Annotated in this window: 19 protein-coding genes and 1 pseudogene; 11 read left to right on the top strand and 9 right to left on the bottom strand. The window is 71.6% G+C overall.

The annotated features are described in order from the left end of the window. Window positions 1–34: 34 nt before the first annotated feature. The gene (locus ABZ671_RS03480) at window positions 35–1,033 is read right to left on the bottom strand and encodes a diacylglycerol kinase family protein (protein ID WP_357850432.1); all 999 of its coding nucleotides are present in this window, start codon (window positions 1,031–1,033) and stop codon (window positions 35–37) included. Window positions 1,034–1,155: 122 nt separating this feature from the next. Between ABZ671_RS03480 and ABZ671_RS03475 the strand changes: the two genes are divergently transcribed. From ABZ671_RS03475 to ABZ671_RS03465, 3 genes are all read left to right on the top strand, one after another. Next, window positions 1,156–2,445 carry an adenylosuccinate synthase gene (locus ABZ671_RS03475; protein WP_357850429.1) on the top strand — a complete coding sequence of 430 codons (1,290 nt, stop codon included), beginning with the start codon at window positions 1,156–1,158 and terminating at the stop codon, window positions 2,443–2,445. A 113-nt stretch (window positions 2,446–2,558) separates the two neighbouring features. After that, entirely contained in the window at window positions 2,559–3,806 is a 1,248-nt protein-coding gene (gene purD, locus ABZ671_RS03470) for a phosphoribosylamine--glycine ligase (RefSeq protein WP_357850426.1), read from the top strand. A 50-nt stretch (window positions 3,807–3,856) separates the two neighbouring features. Next, the gene (locus tag ABZ671_RS03465; protein WP_357850423.1) at window positions 3,857–4,381 is read left to right on the top strand and encodes a sigma factor; all 525 of its coding nucleotides are present in this window, start codon (window positions 3,857–3,859) and stop codon (window positions 4,379–4,381) included. 12 nt (window positions 4,382–4,393) lie between these two features. Here ABZ671_RS03465 and ABZ671_RS03460 read toward each other — a convergent pair whose 3' ends face one another. From ABZ671_RS03460 to ABZ671_RS03450, 3 genes are read right to left on the bottom strand one after another with little or no spacing between them, the layout of a single operon-like run. After that, entirely contained in the window at window positions 4,394–5,959 is a 1,566-nt protein-coding gene (locus ABZ671_RS03460) for an AMP-binding protein (RefSeq protein ID WP_357850420.1), read from the bottom strand. Between the two features lie 21 nt (window positions 5,960–5,980). Next, window positions 5,981–7,195 (bottom strand): acyl-CoA dehydrogenase family protein, encoded by a 1,215-nt coding sequence (locus ABZ671_RS03455; RefSeq protein ID WP_357850417.1) that lies wholly within the window; start codon window positions 7,193–7,195, stop codon window positions 5,981–5,983. Between the two features lies 1 nt (window position 7,196). Next, window positions 7,197–7,649: an SCP2 sterol-binding domain-containing protein gene (locus ABZ671_RS03450; RefSeq protein ID WP_357850414.1), complete on the bottom strand. Its 453-nt coding sequence runs from the start codon at window positions 7,647–7,649 to the stop codon at window positions 7,197–7,199. Window positions 7,650–7,723: 74 nt separating this feature from the next. Between ABZ671_RS03450 and ABZ671_RS03445 the strand changes: the two genes are divergently transcribed. Continuing rightward, complete coding sequence (locus ABZ671_RS03445; protein ID WP_357850411.1) at window positions 7,724–8,362, top strand: TetR/AcrR family transcriptional regulator; 639 nt, start codon at window positions 7,724–7,726, stop codon at window positions 8,360–8,362. Window positions 8,363–8,407: 45 nt separating this feature from the next. On the opposite strand, the gene ABZ671_RS03440 is transcribed toward ABZ671_RS03445, so the two are convergent. Both ABZ671_RS03440 and ABZ671_RS03435 read right to left on the bottom strand, forming a co-directional pair. Further along, window positions 8,408–9,280, bottom strand: coding sequence for a MaoC/PaaZ C-terminal domain-containing protein (locus tag ABZ671_RS03440; protein WP_357850408.1), 873 nt, complete (start codon window positions 9,278–9,280; stop codon window positions 8,408–8,410). After that, window positions 9,277–10,623 carry a 3-oxoacyl-ACP reductase gene (locus ABZ671_RS03435; RefSeq protein ID WP_357850405.1) on the bottom strand — a complete coding sequence of 449 codons (1,347 nt, stop codon included), beginning with the start codon at window positions 10,621–10,623 and terminating at the stop codon, window positions 9,277–9,279. The genes ABZ671_RS03440 and ABZ671_RS03435 overlap by 4 nt, the downstream gene beginning before the upstream one ends. Before the next feature lie 54 nt (window positions 10,624–10,677). Between ABZ671_RS03435 and ABZ671_RS03430 the strand changes: the two genes are divergently transcribed. From ABZ671_RS03430 to ABZ671_RS03420, 3 genes are all read left to right on the top strand, one after another. Further along, window positions 10,678–11,970, top strand: coding sequence for an acetyl-CoA C-acetyltransferase (locus tag ABZ671_RS03430; RefSeq protein ID WP_357850402.1), 1,293 nt, complete (start codon window positions 10,678–10,680; stop codon window positions 11,968–11,970). Window positions 11,971–12,096: 126 nt separating this feature from the next. Further along, window positions 12,097–12,948: a TNT domain-containing protein gene (locus ABZ671_RS03425; RefSeq protein WP_357850399.1), complete on the top strand. Its 852-nt coding sequence runs from the start codon at window positions 12,097–12,099 to the stop codon at window positions 12,946–12,948. 23 nt (window positions 12,949–12,971) lie between these two features. Next, entirely contained in the window at window positions 12,972–13,220 is a 249-nt protein-coding gene (locus ABZ671_RS03420; protein WP_357850396.1) for a hypothetical protein, read from the top strand. A gap of 66 nt (window positions 13,221–13,286) precedes the next feature. On the opposite strand, the gene ABZ671_RS03415 is transcribed toward ABZ671_RS03420, so the two are convergent. Then, window positions 13,287–14,027 carry a 3-oxoacyl-ACP reductase family protein gene (locus ABZ671_RS03415; protein WP_357850393.1) on the bottom strand — a complete coding sequence of 247 codons (741 nt, stop codon included), beginning with the start codon at window positions 14,025–14,027 and terminating at the stop codon, window positions 13,287–13,289. 135 nt (window positions 14,028–14,162) lie between these two features. On the opposite strand from ABZ671_RS03415, the gene ABZ671_RS03410 reads away from it, so the two are divergent. Next, a complete protein-coding gene (locus ABZ671_RS03410) occupies window positions 14,163–14,804 on the top strand; it encodes a hypothetical protein (protein ID WP_357850390.1) in 642 nt (213 codons plus the stop codon). Between the two features lie 58 nt (window positions 14,805–14,862). Beyond that, window positions 14,863–16,287 (top strand): adenylosuccinate lyase, encoded by a 1,425-nt coding sequence (gene purB / locus ABZ671_RS03405; protein WP_357850387.1) that lies wholly within the window; start codon window positions 14,863–14,865, stop codon window positions 16,285–16,287. A gap of 56 nt (window positions 16,288–16,343) precedes the next feature. Here purB and ABZ671_RS03400 read toward each other — a convergent pair. Then, window positions 16,344–16,909 (bottom strand): annotated as a pseudogene (locus ABZ671_RS03400) (YbjQ family protein). Window positions 16,910–16,933: 24 nt separating this feature from the next. Further along, entirely contained in the window at window positions 16,934–17,614 is a 681-nt protein-coding gene (locus tag ABZ671_RS03395) for a DUF1986 domain-containing protein (RefSeq protein WP_357850384.1), read from the bottom strand. Window positions 17,615–17,978: 364 nt separating this feature from the next. On the opposite strand from ABZ671_RS03395, the gene purS reads away from it, so the two are divergent. Together purS and purQ are read left to right on the top strand one after the other, a co-directional pair. Then, on the top strand, window positions 17,979–18,242 hold the full coding sequence (gene purS / locus ABZ671_RS03390; protein ID WP_357850381.1) for a phosphoribosylformylglycinamidine synthase subunit PurS: 264 nt from the start codon (window positions 17,979–17,981) through the stop codon (window positions 18,240–18,242). After that, entirely contained in the window at window positions 18,239–18,922 is a 684-nt protein-coding gene (gene purQ / locus ABZ671_RS03385; RefSeq protein ID WP_357850378.1) for a phosphoribosylformylglycinamidine synthase subunit PurQ, read from the top strand. The genes purS and purQ overlap by 4 nt, the downstream gene beginning before the upstream one ends. Window positions 18,923–18,942: the final 20 nt, after the last annotated feature.

The following is an 18,942-nucleotide window of genomic DNA, read 5'->3' as shown; positions in this document are numbered from 1 at the left end:
GGTTTGCCGGGTGGCCCGATCGGATCGAAGGGGGTCAGGCCGTCCAGACCGCCCAGGCGCCCGGCTCGGTCCACCAGGACCGCTTTCGGTTCAACTCCCCCTCGACGCCGTCGTCGAGGAAGGGCACCTTCTCGTCGCGTGGCACCACCGCCACCGCCCGCCCCCGGGCCCGGCGCACCTCGAGGCGTACCCGCTTGCGGCCCAGTGCGGACCGGGTGACCACGGGCACGGCCACCGCCACCTCGACCTGGCCGTCGGTCGGGTCCGGTTCGGCCAACAGCGTCACGTCGTTCAGGCGTGCGTACCCGCCGGCGTTGCCGATCGCGCAGGCCATGATCGGGTCCTCGCCGTGGGAGAGGACTTTGTCGTCGACCTCGACCCGAGCCCGCCAGTGCAGCGGGCGGCCGGTCTCGTCGGCCGCGCCGAGCAGCGCGCCGTCCAGGGTCACCGAACCGCCGTCGTTGCGCAGCAGGTCGAGCCGGCGGACCGTGCCGTCCAGCACGGCGTCGGCCACCGCCGCCGGGTCGCGGGGCAGCCCGAGCTGCGCGGCCAGGTCCCGCGCCGTCCCGCTCCGCGCCGGGTCGAGCGGGAGCACGCCGATCGGCGGCAGGTCGGGGACGGTCCGGTTGTCGGGCAGGTCGGCCGGGCGGCGGCTGGGCGGCGGAGCGTACCGCCGAACCAGCCGGCGCAGCACGGCGCGCAACTGGCCGTCGGTGGCCGTGGCGACCACCAGCCGGGTCTTGGTGTCCGGATCCGGCCAGGTGAGGCCGTCGGGGCGCACCGGCCCGTCCAGGCGGGCCAGCACCTCGTCGATCTCGGCGTCGGAGTGGGCGGTCACCGTCTCCACCCGGGCACCGCGGGCGGTCAGGGCGTCCGCGCAGGCCAGCACTGGTACGCGCGGCGTCTCGCAGCGCTCCGCGGGCTGGGCCTCGGCGGCCTCGTCGGCGCCACCGCAGCAGGCTCCACCGCTGCCACAGCCTCCACCGGGCGCGTCCCGCCCCGAGTCGAGGGTGAGTAGCACCACGTCGTACACGAAGGAGCCTCCTGCTTCTCGACGAACCCCTGCCGGTCCCGCCGTTACCTCTTGTTAGCCTGACACCCCGGGCTCGCTGACCGGTCGCCACCTGGCACCCGAGCCTTCTGGAGGCGAAGAAGATGCCAGCGATCGTGCTCCTCGGTGCCCAGTGGGGCGACGAGGGCAAGGGCAAGGTTACCGACCTGCTGGGCGAGCGGGTTGACTACGTGGTGCGCTACTCCGGCGGCAACAACGCCGGGCACACGGTGATCACCCCGGACGGCCAGAAGTACGCGTTGCACCTCATGCCGTCCGGTGCGCTGTCACCGAGCGCGATGATCGTCATCGGCAACGGTGTGGTGGTCGACCCGAAGGTGCTGCTGCAGGAGATCGACGGGCTCGCCGAGCGGGGCGTGGACGTATCCCGGCTGCGTATCTCCGGTGACGCGCACCTGATCATGCCGCACCACCGCGCGCTGGACCGGGTGGTCGAGCGCTACCTCGGCTCGTCCCGGATCGGCACCACCGGCCGGGGCATCGGGCCCGCGTACGGGGACAAGGTCGCCCGGATGGGGATCCGGCTCCAGGACCTGCTCGACCCTGGCATCCTGCGTAAGAAGCTGGAGTTGGCGCTCCGCGAGAAGAACCAGGTGCTGTTCAAGGTCTACAACCGCAAGGCGATCGACGTCGACGCGACGATCGAGGAATACCTGGGCTATGCGGAGCGGCTCCGGCCGTACATCGCGGAGACCCGGGTGATGCTCTGGGACGCCCTGGACCGCGGCGAGACGGTGCTGCTGGAGGGCGCTCAGGCCACCATGCTCGACATGGACCACGGCACGTACCCGTTCGTCACCTCGTCGAATCCGACGGCGGGTGGGGCGTGCGTGGGCGCGGGCATCCCGCCGACCGCGATCACCAAGGTCATCGCGGTGAGCAAGGCGTACACCACCCGGGTGGGCTCGGGTCCGTTTCCGACCGAGCTGTTCGACGAGAACGGCCAGCACCTGCGCAAGATCGGCCACGAGTACGGCACGACGACCGGCCGGGAGCGCCGCTGCGGCTGGTTCGACGCGGTCGTCGCCCGGTACGCGTGCCGCCTCAACGGCGTCACCGATCTGGTCATCACCAAGCTGGACGTGCTCACCGGCCTGCCGAAGGTGCCGATCTGCGTCGGGTACGAGATCAACGGCGAGCGGTTCGACGACATGCCGATGACACAGACCGACTTCCACCACGCCACCCCGATCTATGAAGAACTGGACGGTTGGTGGGAGGACATCACCGAGGCCAGAACCGAGGAAGAGCTCCCCGAGAACGCCCGCAGGTACATCGCCCGCATCGAAGAACTCTGCGGCACCCGCGTCAGCGTCATCGGAGTAGGCCCCGGCCGCGAAGAGAACGTCCTCCGTCACCCCCTTCTTCCCTGACCCCACGGGACCTGTTCGTTGATCATGAGGTTGGCGGCGGAGTGGATCTCGACATGTGCCGCCAACATCATGATCAACGGGGTGGGGTGGTGGGGGCAGTAGGATGCCGGGTTGTGCGGGTTCTTCTTGTCGGGAGTGGTGGGCGGGAGCATGCGCTCGCGCTCGGGTTGGTTGGGGATCCGGCGGTCACGGAGTTGATCGCGGCGCCGGGGAATCCGGGGATTGCTGCCGTCGCTGACCTGCGGGATGTTGACGCGGCCGATCCGGCGTCCGTTGCGGCGCTCGCGGTTGAGGTCGGCGCCGATCTGGTGGTGATCGGGCCCGAGGCGCCGCTCGTCAATGGGGTGGCCGACGCGGTCCGCGCCAAGGGCATCCCCGCGTTCGGCCCGTCGGCGGAGGCCGCCCGGCTGGAGGGCTCCAAGACGTTCGCCAAGGACGTGATGACCGCCGCCGACGTGCCCACCGCCCGGGCGTACACCTGCACCGACGCGGAGAGCGTCGGCCGGGCGCTGGACGAGTTCGGGCCGCCGTACGTGGTGAAGAACGACGGGCTGGCCGCCGGCAAGGGCGTCGTGGTGACCACCGACCGGGCCGCCGCCGAAGAGCACGCACAGGAGTGCGGCCGGGTGGTGATCGAGGAATATCTGGCCGGGCCCGAGGTCTCTCTGTTCGTGGTCACCGACGGCGAGGCGGCGCTGCCGCTGCTGCCGGCACAGGACTTCAAGCGGGTCGGCGACGACGACACCGGACCGAACACCGGCGGCATGGGTGCGTACGCGCCGCTGCCCTGGGCTCCGGCCGGCCTGGTCGACGAGGTGATGCGCGACGTCGTGCACCCGACCCTGACCGAGCTGCGCCGCCGGGGCACGCCCTTCGCCGGCCTGCTCTACGTGGGCCTGGCGATCACCACCGCCGGCCCTCGGGTGATCGAGTTCAACGCCCGCTTCGGCGATCCGGAGACCCAGGTCGTCCTCGCCCTGCTGGAGACGCCGCTCGCCGGGCTGCTGCACGCCGCCGCCACGGGCACCCTCGCCGAGCACCCGCCGCTGCGCTGGCGGGACGCTGCCGCGGTCACCGTCGTGGTGGCGGCCGAGGGTTACCCGGCGGCGCCGCGTACCGGCGATGTGATCACCGGTGCGGACCGTGCCGGGGTCATCCACGCCGGCACCCGCCGGGACGCCGACGGCACCCTGCGCTCCGCCGGGGGCCGGGTCCTGTGCGGTACGGCCACCGGCCCCGACCTGGCCGCCGCCCGGGACGCCGCCTACGACCTGGTACGCGGCATCGAGCTGGCCGGCTCGCACCACCGCACCGACATCGCCGCCGCCGCAGTGGACGGTCGGATCGACATCCCCGCCTGACCGGGCAACCCCGGGCGCCGTCGCCTCCGTTTGAGCGGTGAGGCGAGGAGGTGGCCGGGCTGCCGGTAGATGTCGAGGGCTATCGCGAGTACGTCGCGGCGCGTCTGGAACCGTTGCGGCGGACCGCGTACCTGCTGTGCGGCGACTGGCACACCGCCGACGATCTGGTGTCGACGGCGTTGGTGAAGCTGCTGCGACACTGGCGACGGGTGTCCGCCATGGACAGTCCGGACGCGTACGTCCGGCGCACCCTGCTGCGAGCCTGGCTGGACGAGCGCCGCCGGCCGTGGCGGCGGGAGGCCGCGTGGGCGGAGGTGCCGGACTCCGTCGTCCGCCCGGTGGCCGAGGAGACCGCCGAACGGATCACCGTCCTCGCCCTGCTGGCCGAGCTGCCGCCGAGGCGGCGGGCCGTCCTGGTGAGTCGGGCGGACGGCACGTCGGTGATGCTGATGACCAACAACCAGACGCCGCAGCCCGGTTCGGGGGTGAGGGTGATTTCAGCCCCGCAGCCGCTGCTCGACATGGCACAGCTGGTTCGGCTGGGGCAGGCTCCCGGGCTGACCGTCTATCCGTGACCGGCCCCGGTCTCAGCCGTAGTAGCGGCGCAGTTCGTGGCCGAGCACCTTGCCGGTGGCGTTGCGGGGCAGATACTTCACGAGGACCACGTCCCGGGGCACGGAGAAGCGGGCCAGGTAGTGCCGCACGTACTCGCGGATCGCCTCCGGGTCGAGCGTCTCGCCGGGTTGCAGGGCCAGGAACGCGGCGAGCCGCTGGCCGTACTCCGGGTCGGGTACGCCGATCACCGCGACCTCGCGTACCTGGGGCAGCCGGGCGATCAGGTCCTCCACCTCGGCGGGGAAGAGGTTCTCTCCACCGGAGACGATCATGTCGTCGGCTCGTCCGTCGACGAAGAGCAGACCGTCGGCGTCGATCCGGCCCAGGTCACCGGTGTCCAGCAGGCCGTCGCGGCGCTCCCGCCCGGCCCCGGAGGTGTATCCCTCGAAGAGCATCTCGTTGCCCACGAAGATCCGCCCGACCTGGCCGCCGGGGACCGGCGCGCCGGCCTGGTCCAGGATCTCCAGCCGGGTGCCGTGCGGCGGCCGGCCGGCGGTGCTGGGCGCTCGGCGCAGGTCGGCCGGGTCGGCGATGGACGCCCAGGAGACCTCGGTCGAGCCGTAGAGGTTGTAGAGGACGTCGCCGTAGCGGTCCATGAACGCGGTGGCCAGCCCGCCGGGCAGCGCCGAGCCGCTGACCGCGACCACCTTCAGCGGCGGCCGGTGGTCCGGCGGCGGCAGCTCCATCAGCCGTTGCAGCATCACCGGTACGGCGAAGAGCGCGTCGCAGGGCTGCTCCGCCAGGGCGGCCAGCGTGGCGGCCGGGTCGAACCGGCGGTGCAGCACGACGGTGGAGCGCAGCGCGAAGGCCACCTGAAGGGCCGCGTACCCCCAGGTGTGGAAGAGGGGCGCGGCGATCATCACCGTGTCCCGGGCGTGCAGCGGGATCCGGTCGATGATGGACACGAGTGGGCCGAAGCCGTTCGGCGTGGGCCGGCGGGCACCCTTGGGCGCTCCGGTGGTGCCGGAGGTGAGGACGATGGTCTGGCCGTCCCGCTCCGGCGGCCGGAGCTGGGTTCCGGGCAGGGCACCCGCGATCAGCTCCTCCCGGCCGTGCTCGTCGACCCGGTGCACGTCGGCGGGGAGGCCGAGGACCTGCTCGGCGAACTCGGTGTCGTGCACCAGCACCCGCAACGACTGCTCCTGGGTCACGGTGGCGAGCTGCGCCGCGGAGAGCCCGGTGTTGACCAGTACGGCGTCCGCGCCGAGCAGCATCGCCGCGACGATCGCCTCGATCAGCCCGTGGTGGTTGCGGCACAGCAGGCCGACCCGGTCGCCGGTCCGGACGCCGAGACCGGCCCGCATCGACTGGGCCAGCCGCTCCGCGCGGACCAGCAGTTCCTGGTATGTCAGCGTGGCACCGTGCTCGTCGACCACGGCGACCCGCCCCGGGTCGCGCGCGGCGGCCTGGCGCAGCTCGCCGGCAAGGCCCCAGCCCCACCTGCGCAGCGCGCCTAGCTGGGCGGCGACCCGGATCGGGTGACCCGGGTTGAGTAGTCCGCGTCGGGTCAGCGTGGCGACGATGAACGGCAGGTCCATGCCACAGCCCTCCTCGGTGGGTCAGCGGATCTGCATCCCGGAGATGGCCCGGGAGATGACCAGTCGCTGGATCTCGGAGGTGCCTTCGAAGATGGTGTAGATCTTGGCGTCCCGGTACCAGCGCTCCACCGGGTGGTCGCGCAGGAAGCCGGCGCCGCCGAGCAACTGGACCGCCTTCTCGGTGACCGAGACGGCCACCTCGCCGGCCTTGAGCTTGGACATCGAGCCCTCGCCCGCGGTGAACGGCCGGTTGTTGCGACCCATCCAGGAGGCCCGCCAGACCAGCAGGCGGGCCGCGTCGATCTCCATCTTCATGTCGGCGAGCGCGAACGCGACCGCCTGATTTTCAAGGATCGGTCGGCCGAACTGGACTCGTTCCCGGGCATAGTCCAGGGCGTACTCGTACGCGGCGCGGGCCACGCCGAGCGCCTGCGCGCCGACGGTCGGGCGGGTCAGCTCGAAGGTACGCATCGCCGCCTGGCCGGTGGCGCGCTGCCCGGAGCGGGCCCGGTCGAGCCGGGCCAGCAGGGCCTCCCGCTCGCCGAGCAGGCAGCGCCCCGGCACCCGTACGTCGTCGAGGAAGACGTCGGCGGTATGCGACGCGCGCAGCCCGAGCTTGCGCAGCTTGCGGGTGGCGGTCAGCCCGGGCGTGCCCGGCGGTATGACAAACGCCGCCTGGCCCCGCGAGCCCAGCTCCGGCTCGACCGAGGCGGTGACCACGTGCACCCCGGCGATCCCGCCGTTGGTGGCGTACGCCTTCTGCCCGTTCAGCACCCACTCATCGGCGGCCTCGTCGTAGACCGCGCGGGTGCGCATGGCCCCGACGTCCGAGCCGGCTTCCGGCTCGGTGCTGCAGAAGGCGGCGACCGCCGGCTGGTCTACCTCGCCGAAGCACTGCGGCACCCACTCGACGAGCTGGTCGGGGGTGCCGGCGCCGTAGATGGCGGCGACGGCCAGCGAGGTGCCGAAGATGCTCAGCCCGATGCCGGCGTCGCCCCAGAACAGCTCTTCACTGGCGATCGGTAGGGAGAGGCCGGTGGGGTCGGCCCAGCAGGTGGCGAGGAACTCGAAGCCGTACAGCCCGACCTTCGCCGCCTCCTGGATGATCGGCCAGGGGGTCTCCTCGCGGGCGTCCCACTCGGCCGCGGCCGGGCGCACGACGTCGGCGGCGAAGCCGTGCACCCAGTCGCGGAGATCCCGCTGTTCCTCGTTCAGGTCGAGCGAGAACTCGGCCATGTCAGGCCTTGGGGATGTCGAACAGGTTGGCGATGTTGGCGGCGAGGCCCAGGTCGCCCTTGGCCTTCAGCTTGCCGGTCATGAACATCATGACCGGGTTGCCGCCGCCGGAGATGATCTTCATGAAGTCGACCGGGCCCATGGTCAGGCTGAGCTTCGGGTCCCGCGACGGGGTGTTCGAGACGGCGCAGGTGCCGTTCTCGACGACGATCTCGTAGGTGTCGGTGCCACCGTCGGCGCGGCCGGTGATGCCCCAGTGGATGACCGCGTTGGTAGAGCCGGCGCGGTCGGCCCGGAACAGCGACGGCATGCGCTCGAAGACCTCGTTCAGAATCTTGCCGCGCGTGTCGCCGGACATGACCTCGGCGATTTTGTCGTCGGGGGTGGACTTGACCAGCTGCGCGAACTCCTTCGGGCTGAGGTTCGCGAAGTTGGCCGGGTCGAAGTCCGTCATGGGATGCACCTCTCGCGGCGAGCCGACATGGTTACTCGGGCGTAACCTTACGTCGGAGTAGGTATGCTCGCAAGGTGTCCGGCCTGCCCACCTTCAAGCGCCTGCCCCGAGCCGTACGCGAGCAGCAGATGCTCGACGCGGCGGTCAAAGTGTTCTCACGCCGGGGTTTTCACGCCGCCAGCATGGACGAGATCGCCGACGACGCCGGCATCTCCAAGCCGATGGTCTACGCGTATCTCGGCACGAAGGAAGAGCTCTTCGTCGCCTGCCTGCACCGCGAGGGCACCCGGATGATGGCGGCCATCGCCGGCGCGGCCGCCCCCGACCTGCCCGTCGACGAGCGGCTCTGGCGCGGGCTGCGCGCCTTCTTCGGTTTTGTCGGCGCACACCGGGACGGCTGGGCGGTGCTCTACCGCCAGGCCCGCGGCGAGCGGCCGTTCGCCGCCGAACTGGCCGCCATGCGCAACCAACTGGTCGAGGTGGTCGCGGGGATGCTCGACCACGCGCTGCGGGCCGGTGGGCGCGAGGTGGCCGCCACCGATCTGGAGGTCGTCGCGTACGCCCTGGTCGGCGCGAGCGAGTCGCTGGCCGACTGGCTCGCCGACCACCCGGAGGCGGACCCCGAGCAGACCGCCACCCGGATGATGAACGTCGCCTGGCTCGGCGCCGACCAACTACTACGCGGCACCACCTGGCACCCGCCGAAGGCGTAAGGAGGGGCCCCCTGTTAACGCGTCCGGTAGAGCAGGGGACCCCTATTAACAGCCGACAGTGCCCACGAGCTGCGGCTTGCCGGAACGGGCGTCGTGCAGGGCGAAGTCCCAGGCCGGGCCGGTCGTGGTGGCGGTGAAGGCCACCGTGGACGGCAACGGCACCGGCAGCTTGAACGTCACCTCCACCGTGTACGCCTCCGGCAGCCGGTCCGTCAGCGCGGCCAGGCAACGCGCCTTGCTCCACATGCCGTGCGCGATCGGGCGGGGGAAGCCGAACAGGCGTGCCCCGAGCCGGGAGGTGTGGATCGGGTTGTGGTCCCCGGAGACCCGGGCGTAGTCGGTCCCCACCCGTGGGGTCACCCGCCACTGCGCCGACCCGGCCGGCGTGCTCGGCCGGTCACGCCGGTCGCGCCCCGGGCCGCCGCCGGCCTTCCGCTCCTTCCCCAGGTACGTCGAGACACCCCGCCAGACCTTCTCGCCGCCGACCGAGCCGATCAGCACCACGTCGAGCTGCCGGCCCCGCTCGTGCGGGCGCAGATTCTCCGCGTACGTGCGGAAGTCCAGCGGCTCGCCGGCCTCGATGGGCCGGTGCACGGTGATCCGGTTCGCCACGTGCACCACCCCGGTCAGCGGGATGGGAAACTCCGCCGAGGTCATCAGCCGCAGCGCCAGCGGAAAGCCCAGCACGTGCAGGTACGTCGCCGGCAGCCGGTCGGTGAGCCGGAACCCGCAGACCCGGTCGTAGTCGGCCAGGTGCGTCCGGTCGACGGTCACCCCGCTGACGGTCAGCTCCACCTCGGGCAGCTCTGGCCTGCGCCGCCCGCCCAGGCCGGGCAGCGCCCCGAGCAGGGCGCGCCGATAGAGTGCGCCGGTCGCCGGCATCCGGGGCAGATCTCGCTGCTCGCGTCGCGCCATCATGCCCCCAGCAGGCTCTGGCCGCAGACCCGGACGAGGTTGCCGCTGACCGCGCCGGTCGCCGGCCAGCCCAGCCAGCCGATCGTCTCGGCCACGTCGACCGGCAGGCCGCCCTGGGCCATGCTGTTCATCCGCCGGCCCGCCTCCCGCAGCATCAGCGGCATCCGGGCGGTCAGCCGGGTCTCGATGAACCCGGGCGCGACCGCGTTGAGGCTGATGTCGCGCTCGCGCAGCACCGGGGCGAGCGAGTCGACCAGGCCGATCACCCCGGCCTTGCTGGTCGCGTAGTTGGTCTGCCCCCGGTTACCGGCGATGCCGGCGATCGAGGAGACCGAGACGATCCGCCCGCCGGCCGGGATCAGGTCGCGTTCCAGCAGCACGTCGTTGATCCGCTCCTGGCTGGAGAGGTTCACGTCGATGACCGAGTCCCACCGGTCGGCGTCCATCCGGCCGAGGGTCTTGTCCCGGGTGATGCCGGCGTTGTGCACCACCACGTCGACCCGGCCGTGCCGCGTCGCCAGGTGCTCGGCCAGCCGGGTCGGGGCGTCCGGCGCGGTCAGGTCGAGCTGCACCGCGCTGCCGCCGATCTCGTTGACGACCGCGGCCAGCGCGTCCCCGGCGGCGGGGACGTCCAGCGCCACGACCCGGGCGCCGTCCCGCGCTAGGACCCGGGCGAGCGCCGCGCCGATGCCCCGCGCCGCGCCGGTGACCAGGACGACCTGCCCGTCCAGTGGCCGGTCCCAGTCGGCCGGCGCCGTGGCGGTGCCGGCGCCCACCCGGATCACCTGCCCCGACACGTACGCGGACCGGCCGGAGAGCAGGAAGCGCAGGGTGGACTCCAGGCTGACCGGGGTGCCGGCGTCCCCGTACGGCGTGACGTACACCAGTTGGGCGGTGACGCCCCGGCCGAACTCCTTGCCGATGCTGCGGGTCAGCCCCTCCAGGGCGCGCTGCGCGGTCGCCTCTCGGGGCGAGCCGCAGTCGGCCGGCGGGGTGCCGAGCACGACGACCCGGCCGCTGGGCAGCAGCGCGCGGGCCTGCGGGTGGAAGAAGTCGTAGAGCTGACGCAGCTCGGTGGAGTCGGTGACGCCGGTGGCGTCGTACACCAGGGCGGCGAAGCGTGCGGTGGCGGCCGGGTCGGCCAGCTCGACCCCGGCGGCGGCCAGGATCCTGCCGACCGGCTCGGCGAGCCGGCCGCCGGTGGCGCTGCCGAGCAGGACCGGCCCGGGAACGAGCGGGTCGCCCGGCGTGTGTCGGCGCAGTCGAGGCGGATCGGGCAGCCCGAGGCGCTTGACCAGCGCGCGACCGGCCCCCGTCTGGACGAAGCTCGCGTACCTGTCGGTCATAGGCGTAGCCTACTGGCGAGTAGGGTTCGGGCAACAGCTTCGAGGAGGCCGATCGTGCAGAGTGTCCGGCGGGTCGCGGTCATCGGCGGCAACCGCATCCCCTTCGCCCGGTCCAACTCGCGCTACGCGCAGGCGTCCAACGCCGACCTGCTCGGCGCGGCACTGGACGGCCTGGTCGCCCGGTTCGGCCTGGCCGGGCAGCGGGTCGGCGAGGTGGTCGCCGGGGCGGTGCTCAAACACTCCCGGGACTACAACCTCACCCGTGAGGCGGTGCTCGGCTCGAAGCTCGACCCGCACACCCCGGCGTACGACATCCAGCAGGCCTGCGGCACCGGGCTGGAAGCCGTCATCCTGGTTGCCAACAAGATCGCGCTCGGGCAGCTCGAGGTCGGCATCGCCGGTGGCGTGGACACCACCTCGGACGCGCCGCTGGCCCTCAATGAGGATCTGCGCCGCACGCTGCTCCAGCTCAACTCCGCCCGGACCCTCGGCGCGCGGCTGAAGGCCGCCGGGAAGCTCCGCCCGCACCAGCCGTTCAAGCCGGAAATCCCGCGCAACGCGGAGCCGCGTACCGGGCTGTCCATGGGCGAGCACGCCGCCCGGACGGCGCTGCGCTGGAACATCGAGCGGCAGGCCCAGGACGAGCTGGCGTTCCGCTCGCACCAGCGGCTCGCCGCCGCGTACGACCGGGGGTTCTTCGACGACCTGATGACCCCGTACCTGGGGCTGACCCGTGACCAGAACCTCCGCCCGGACACCAGCCTGGAGAAGCTCGGGGCGCTCCGGCCGGTCTTCGGTGCGAAGGGGCCGGACGCCGAGCGGGCCACCATGACCGCGGGCAACTCGTCCCCGCTCACCGACGGCGCGTCGACGGTCCTGCTGGCCAGCGAGGAATGGGCGCGGGAGCACCGGTTGCCGGTGCTGGCCTGGTTCACCTGGTGCGAGACGGCCGCGGTCGACTTCGTACACGGCGACGAGGGGCTGTTGATGGCCCCCGCGTACGCGGTGCCCCGGATGCTGGCCCGGGCCGGCCTGACCCTCCAGGACTTCGACTTCTATGAGCTCCACGAGGCGTTCGCCGCGCAGGTGCTGGCGACCCTGGCGGCCTGGGAGTCGCCGGAGTTCGGTAAGGAACGGCTGGGCCTGGACGCGCCGCTCGGGGCGATCGACCGGGATCGGCTCAACGTCAACGGCTCGTCGCTCGCCGCCGGGCACCCGTTCGCGGCCACCGGCGGCCGGATCGTGGCCACCCTGGCCAAGCTGCTCGCCGAGAAGGGCAGCGGGCGTGGCCTGATCTCCATCTGCGCGGCCGGCGGTCAGGGCGTGACCGCGATCCTGGAGCGCTGACCGCCCCTTTACGGTACCCAGGTCACAGATAACCCCTTCCGGTAATGAAAGGTACAATCACTCACATTCACGTTGGAAACTTCCGCACGATGAGGGCCGCGATCGTCCCTTTTCAGGAGGTTCCTAGTGAAAAATCGTCGCTGGCTGCTCGCCGTGATCTCCGGCGCGGCCCTGACCCTGATACCCGGGTCCGTCCAGTCGCCCGCCGCGCCCACCCTCGCCGCCAACGCCGCCCTCAGGGCCGGCGGCGCTTCCGGTGGCGACCAGGGCGACCGCCAACCGCAGCCGCCGCCCAGTCAGGGTCTCTGCCGGCCCGGCACGCCGCCGAACGCCCCCCAGACCACGAAGTTCTATGACAACAACCCACAGCTCGGCCCGGCCCAGCTGCCCACCGACCCACCGGTGGGGCCGTTGCTCGCCGGATACCAACGGTTCGGCGCGCTGACCGAGAGCCAGTTCCTGGCGCAGTACACCACCGGCAACCCCGCCACCTACGTCTACCCGCCGGCCAGCGGCTTCGTCATCGCCCCGGACGGCAAACCGATCAAGCAGAAGCAGACCCTGCTCGCCGGCTACCGGCTGGACCGCTTCGGCTTCCCCGGCGGCGCCTTCCTCGCCCCACTCGGCACGCCGTTCAGCTCGCGGTCGCTCACCCCGCAGAGTTTGAACACCCCGGCCGACGCGCCGCTGGCCAACTACCACATCTACTGCGTGCTCAAGCCGTTCCCCGTCGACTCCGGCCCGATCGCGCCCTGGTTCGCCCAGCCTGGCATGGGTACGCAGTTCCAGCTCAACCCGGCGTACCTCCCCGAGGCCGGCGGCACCCTGAACATCACCTGGCTGCTGCACAACAACTATCTGGTGGAGGAGAATTTCACCACCGGGGGACCGTGCCCGCCGAGCCAGCCATCGACCCGGAAGTCGGGCACGACGAGCAGCTCGTCCGGCCGCACCACCGTCTCGCTGACCGTCTGCTGAGCGAATTCGACCGGAGGTCGGGAGTGGACCGGCACCAGGTACGCGCTGCCCTGCTGGCGGCGGGACTCTCTCCGGACGCGTTCGAGCTGGAGGGCGTACACGAGCATGGGCTGGTCCCACCCGACTTCTGGTTCCTCCGCCGCTCACCCGGGGGCGGCTGGGAGATCGGCCTCTACGAGCGCGGGGTGTACGACGTCCGCCAGCGCTTCGACACCGAGGACGAAGCCGGTGACGGACTGTGGACCGCACTCACCGGCCGCCCCGCCCCGTGACCCGGCTCGGTGCGCCGGCGGTGTCGGTGACCGCAGGTTGCCGCTCAATGCGCCGCCCGCCACCAATTAGGCGGTGGAGCCGCCGTCGATGGCGATCGATGCACCGGTGATGTGCCGGCCGCCCTCGCCCACCAGGTGGCTGACGGTCGCCGCCACGTCGTGCGGCGTCCCGTAGCGACCGAGGGCAATGTGTGACCGCTGGGCGTCCGCGCTGGTGCTGTCCGACGGGTTCATGTCGGTGTCGGTCGACCCGGGGAGGAGCAGGTTGACGGTGATCCCGCGCGGGCCGAGTTCGCGGGCGAGGGCCCGGGTCAGGCCGTTGACCGCGCTCTTGGTCATGGCGTAGACGCTGACTCCCGGGTCCGGGACGCGGCTGGCGAAGCTGCTGCCGATGTTGACGATCCGCCCGCCGTCGCCCATGTGACGCACCGCCGCCTGGGCCGCCAGGAATGCCCCGCGCACGTGTACGGCGATGGCCAGGTCGAGGTAGTCGAGGCTGACCTTGTCGATCGGCCCGGCCGAGAAGACACCGGCGTTGTTGACCAGGATGTCCAGGCGCCCCAGTTCGGCGACGGTCTGCTCGACCGCGTCGACCACCGCCGTACCGTCGGCGCTGTCGGCCCGGATCGCCAGGCCGGTGCGGCCGTACGACTCGATGTCGGCGACCACGGCCTTCGCGCTGTCCTCGGCCGAGCGGTAGGTGAAGGCGACGTGGGCTCCGTCTTCGGCCAGCCGGCGCGCGACGGCGGCACCGATACCGCGGCTTCCGCCGGTGACCAGGGCGACCTTGCCGGTAAGTCTGGACACGCTTCCCCAATCCTGTTTGTCGACTCAGGAGGATGATTACCTTATCCGGCGCCGGGAAGGGCTTGCCGGCCGTCCTTACCGTGAACGCCAGCCCGCTCGGACGTCACCGGCGGCGGCACTCATGAGGGAGCGGTCATGCCCGGTCAAGCTGTGCTTCGCACCACCGTCGTCGCCCTGACCGCCGTGCTGGCGGTGGCCGCCTGCGGGCCCAGCGGCACGAAGAGCGCCGGTGCCACCGCCTCGCCCACCGGGGCCGCCGGCGACCCGACGCCAGCCGAGTCCGCCGCCCCCGACACCGACGAGGCGACGCCAGCCGACGGCGGGGCGACCGGCGGCCAGAACGGCGGTGGATCGACCGGCGGCGGCCAGAACGGCGGTGGGTCGACGGGTGGCGGCACCGGCAGCAGCGGCGGGCAGTCCGGCAGCAAGCCGACGACGAGCGTGCCGAAGGCGGCCGGCCCCACCATCGCCTATTTCCGGGTCGCCCAGAAGCCGTCCTGCACGTCCGGCACCAGCAAGAATCCGATCGAGGGCACGCCGGTCGTCGTGGAGTGGAAGGCCAGTAACGTCGACTCCGTGGCCATCTCGGTCGACGGCCCGGGGGTGTACGAGGACAACCTCCCGCCCGCCGGCAGCAGGGAGTTGAACTTCCCCTGCTCCGGGTCCGAGGGTGACACCCAGCGGCACACCTATCTGCTGACGGTCACCAACGCCCAGGGCACGCAGACGAAGACTCTCGTGGTGACCGCGACCGTGCACGAGATAACGCAGGTGTGAGGCGGGCCCGGCCCAGGCCGGTGTGGCGGCGACCGGCGGGTACGGGAGAATCAGGGCCGTGACGACGATCCCGAACGTGCTCGCCCACCGGTACGCCTCGCCCGAGTTGGTCGCCCTCTGGTCGCCCGAGGAGAAGGTACGGATGGAGCGGCGGCTCTGGCTCGCCGTACTCAAGGCCCAGCGGGATCTCGGCGTACCGGTCCCGGACGGGGTGGTCGAGGCGTACGAGCGGGTGGTCGACGACGTCGACCTGGCCTCGATCGCCGAACGCGAGCGGGTCACCCGGCATGACGTGAAGGCCCGGATCGAGGAGTTCAGCGCGCTTGCCGGGCACGAGCACGTGCACAAGGGGATGACCTCGCGGGACCTGACCGAGAACGTCGAGCAGCTTCAGATCCGTGCCTCGCTGGAGCTGATCCGGGATCGGGTGGTCGCCACCCTGGTGCGGCTCGCCTGGCACGCCCACGAGTATTCCGGCCTGGTGATGACCGGCCGGTCGCACAACGTCGCCGCCCAGGCCACCACGCTGGGCAAACGCTTCGCCTCCGCTGCAGAAGAGCTGCTGATCGCGTACGAGCGGCTGGAAGATCTGATCAACTGGTTCCCGCTGCGCGGCATCAAGGGCCCGGTGGGCACCGCCGCCGACCAACTCGACCTCTTCGACGGTGACGCCGACAAGGTGGCCGAGTTGGAGCGCCGGGTGGCCGAGCACCTCGGGTTCAGTCGGGTGCTGGACAGCGTCGGCCAGGTCTACCCGCGCTCGATCGACCTGGCGGTCATCGCCGCGCTGGCCCAGGTGGCCGCCGCGCCGTCGTCGCTGGCCACCACGATCCGGCTGATGGTCGGCCAGGAGTTGGTCACCGAGGGCTTCAAGCCCGGTCAGGTGGGCTCCAGCGCCATGCCGCACAAGATGAACACCCGCTCGTCGGAGCGGGTGAACGGCTTCGCCGTGATCATCCGGGGCTACCTGTCGATGGTCGGCGAGCTGGCCGGCGACCAGTGGAACGAGGGGGATGTCTCCTGCTCGGTGGTGCGCCGGGTGGCGCTGCCGGACGCGTTCTTCGCCGCCGACGGGCTGTTCCAGACCTTCCTCACCGTGCTGGACGAGTTCGGCCCGTACCCGGCGGTGATCAACCGAGAGCTGGAGCGCTTCCTGCCCTTCCTGGCCACCACCAAGATCCTGGTCGCGGCGGTGCGGCGGGGTGTCGGCCGGGAGGTCGCGCACGAGGTGATCAAGGAGCATGCGGTCGCGGTGGCGCTGGCCATGCGGGAGAAGGGCACGGCCGAGAACGATCTCTTCGACCGCCTCGCCGCCGACAGCCGCCTCAACCTGACCCGCGCCGAGATCGACGCCCTGGTCGCCGACCGCACCACCTTCGTCGGCGCCGCCCCCACCCAGGTGGACCGAGTAACGGCCCGGATCTCCAAAATCGCCCAGTCCCACCCCCATGCGGCCGCCTACACCCCACCCCCCATCCTCTAACCCCACCCCCCCCGCAAGCCCCCCACCCCATCCCACCCCACCCCGCTGGGTGCGGGTCAGGGGTTGGGGGTGGGGGTTTCGGCGGCAGTCGACAGGGTGGGGGCGCTCGGGGGTTCGGCGATGCCGCCGGGGGCGGAGGCGATCTCCGGCTCCGTGGCGGTGTCGGCGGCGACGATGGGCTGGTCGGGGGGCATGGCCTCCGGCATCTTGGGTACGACGATCACCGCCGTGCCGTACGCGCAGATCTCCATCCACATCTCGCCGCAGTCCCGGCTGTCGAAGCGCATGCCGATCACTGCGTTCGCGCCGAGCCGGCGAGCCTCCTCGCCCAGTCGAGCCACCGAGTCCGTACGCCAGCGGGTGAGGTTGTCCGGTGCCATCGGGTCGTACGCACCGCCGCGGAGGTTCTTGACCCCCTCGCGGTACGGGTTGCGCGTCCTCGCCATCGAGGAGACCACTTCGCCGAGGATCTGGCGGATCTCGTAGCCGGGCAGTTGATCCGTCGTCACGACCAGCACGGTTCGATGCTGTCAGGCGGGCCGCGACCCGAACGTCTGCCGTGGTCACCTGATCGGATGCTGCGAAACGGGTCGGCGCGGACGGTCGGCGCGCGGCCGACCATCCGCGCCGCGACCGGCGCTAACCGTCAGACACCGGCCGTCGAGGTGATCCAGGACCGGTTGTACGCGACACTGGCGTAGTTCTGGATGCTCACCCCGTCGGCGGTGGAGGCGACACCGACCTGGAGGCCGTTGTAGAACTGCGGGCCGCCCGAGTCGCCCTTCCAGGCGTTGCCGTTGATCCGGGTGCTGCGAATGGCCTGGCCGCCGTACGCGTCGGTGACGCTGGTGCTGGTCACCTGGACGGTGGCGGTCTTGAGCTGGCTGGACGGGTTGCAGTTGCTGTTGCAGGTCATGCCCCAGCCGTAGATCGAGTTGGTGGAGCCGATCGGCGGGTTGCTGCTGGCCAGCGAGACGGTGGAGGTGGTCACCGGGCTGGAGAGGCGCATCAGCGCGAGGTCGTTGCGGGTGTAGGTGGCGCTGACGGTGCGGGTGGTGCCGCCCGAGGCGTAGTAGACGCTGCCGACCCGGACGGACATGGTGCCGCTGATGCAGTGCCGGGCGGTGAGCACCCACGACGAGGCGATCACGCTGCCGGAGCAGGTGAACGAGCCGTTGCTGAAGACCGCGGCGGCCCAGGGCGCAGACGAGACGGTGCCACCGCCGATGATGTACGGGCTGACGGGGGCGGCGACGGCGCCGCTGGCGGCGCCCAGCACGCCCACGAGGGCGGTGCCGAGCACGGCGAGCAGGGATCGGATACGCATCGGGAACACTCCTTGCCTCACGGACCCGGGGTCACCGGGTCGGTCGAGCCGGTGGGGGTGCGGTTCCCCCAGCCGGCTTAGCATCGAGCCTTGTCGATGTAGGGTAGGGGCCGTCGGTGGTCGCGGCAAGGATTTGATCGAGTTTAGTAGATGTAACGATTTGGCGTCCCCGGGCGTGGCGAACTCCCTGCTCGGGGACGTTCCGCCACAGCCGGGACATCCCGCATCTCCGCACCGCCGGAATGCCGATCACCGCCCGAACCGTCCCCGGCCGGTGCGGGCGAGGCGGAATCTGCCAGGTAGGCTGGCTGCGCTCGCCCGTTGTGGGTCGGCACCCAACTGCGTACACAGTCAGGAGTGCCCAGTGCCTCGCGTCGTCGTCGACGTCATGCTCAAGCCCGAGATTCTGGATCCTCAGGGCCAGGCCGTCGCAAACGCGCTGCCCCGGCTCGGCGTCAACGACGTCGCCTCGGTCCGGATCGGCAGGCGGATCGAGATCGAGTTCACCGGTGAACCGGACCTGGACCGGGCCCGGGAAATCGCCGACAAACTGCTCGCCAACCCGGTCATCGAGGACTTCACCGTCCGCCTGGTCGAGGCCGACGAGACCGTGGACGCGCACCCGTGATCGCCCGGGTCGGTGTGGTGACCTTCCCCGGCTCGCTCGACGACGGGGACGCGGCCCGGGCCGTCCGGATCGCCGGCGCCGAGCCGGTCCGGCTGTGGCACGGCGACCCGCAGCTGCACGGGGTGGACGCCGTCGTCCTGCCCGGAGGCTTCTCCTACGGTGACTACCTGCGCTGTGGGGCCATCGCCCGGTTCGCCCCGGTGATGCAGACGATCGTGGACGCCGCTCGGGGCGGCCTGCCGGTGCTCGGCATCTGCAACGGCTTCCAGATTCTCTGCGAGGCCCACCTGCTGCCCGGGGCGCTCACCCGCAACCAGCACCTGCACTTCCGTAACCGGGACCAGGTCCTGCGCATCGAGTCCGCGGGCACCGCTTGGACCAACGCGTTCCAGCCGGGCCAGGAGGTGCTGATCCCGGTCAAGAACGGCGAGGGCTGCTACGTCGCCGACCCGGCGACGCTGGACCGGCTCGAGGCCGAGGGCCGGGTCGTGGCCCGCTACCTCGGCGGCAACCCCAACGGTTCGCAGCGTGACATCGCCGCGATCACCAACGAGGCCGGCAACGTGGTCGGCATCATGCCGCATCCCGAGCACGCGGTGGAGGCGCTCACCGGCCCCTCCCTGGACGGTCTCGGCTTCTTCACCTCGGTGCTCAAGCACCTGGTGGGGGCCCCGGCGTGACCGTGCGCGACGGGATCATC

It is taken from the genome of Micromonospora sp. NPDC006766, from assembly GCF_040636055.1.
Lineage (GTDB): Bacteria > Actinomycetota > Actinomycetes > Mycobacteriales > Micromonosporaceae > Micromonospora.
This window is presented reverse-complemented; position numbering and strand designations above follow the sequence as displayed.

Bases quoted from the DNA above. Each gene is read 5' to 3' on its own strand.
- ABZ671_RS03475 (WP_357850429.1), top strand. From the start codon at position 1,156: ATGCCAGCGATCGTGCTCCTCGGTGCCCAGTGGGGCGACGAGGGCAAG.
- ABZ671_RS03460 (WP_357850420.1), bottom strand. From the start codon at position 5,959: ATGGACCTGCCGTTCATCGTCGCCACGCTGACCCGACGCGGACTACTC.
- ABZ671_RS03455 (WP_357850417.1), bottom strand. From the start codon at position 7,195: ATGGCCGAGTTCTCGCTCGACCTGAACGAGGAACAGCGGGATCTCCGC.
- ABZ671_RS03450 (WP_357850414.1), bottom strand. From the start codon at position 7,649: ATGACGGACTTCGACCCGGCCAACTTCGCGAACCTCAGCCCGAAGGAG.
- ABZ671_RS03440 (WP_357850408.1), bottom strand. From the start codon at position 9,280: ATGATGGCGCGACGCGAGCAGCGAGATCTGCCCCGGATGCCGGCGACC.
- ABZ671_RS03435 (WP_357850405.1), bottom strand. From the start codon at position 10,623: ATGACCGACAGGTACGCGAGCTTCGTCCAGACGGGGGCCGGTCGCGCG.
- ABZ671_RS03410 (WP_357850390.1), top strand. From the start codon at position 14,163: ATGCCCGGTCAAGCTGTGCTTCGCACCACCGTCGTCGCCCTGACCGCC.
- ABZ671_RS03395 (WP_357850384.1), bottom strand. From the start codon at position 17,614: ATGCGTATCCGATCCCTGCTCGCCGTGCTCGGCACCGCCCTCGTGGGC.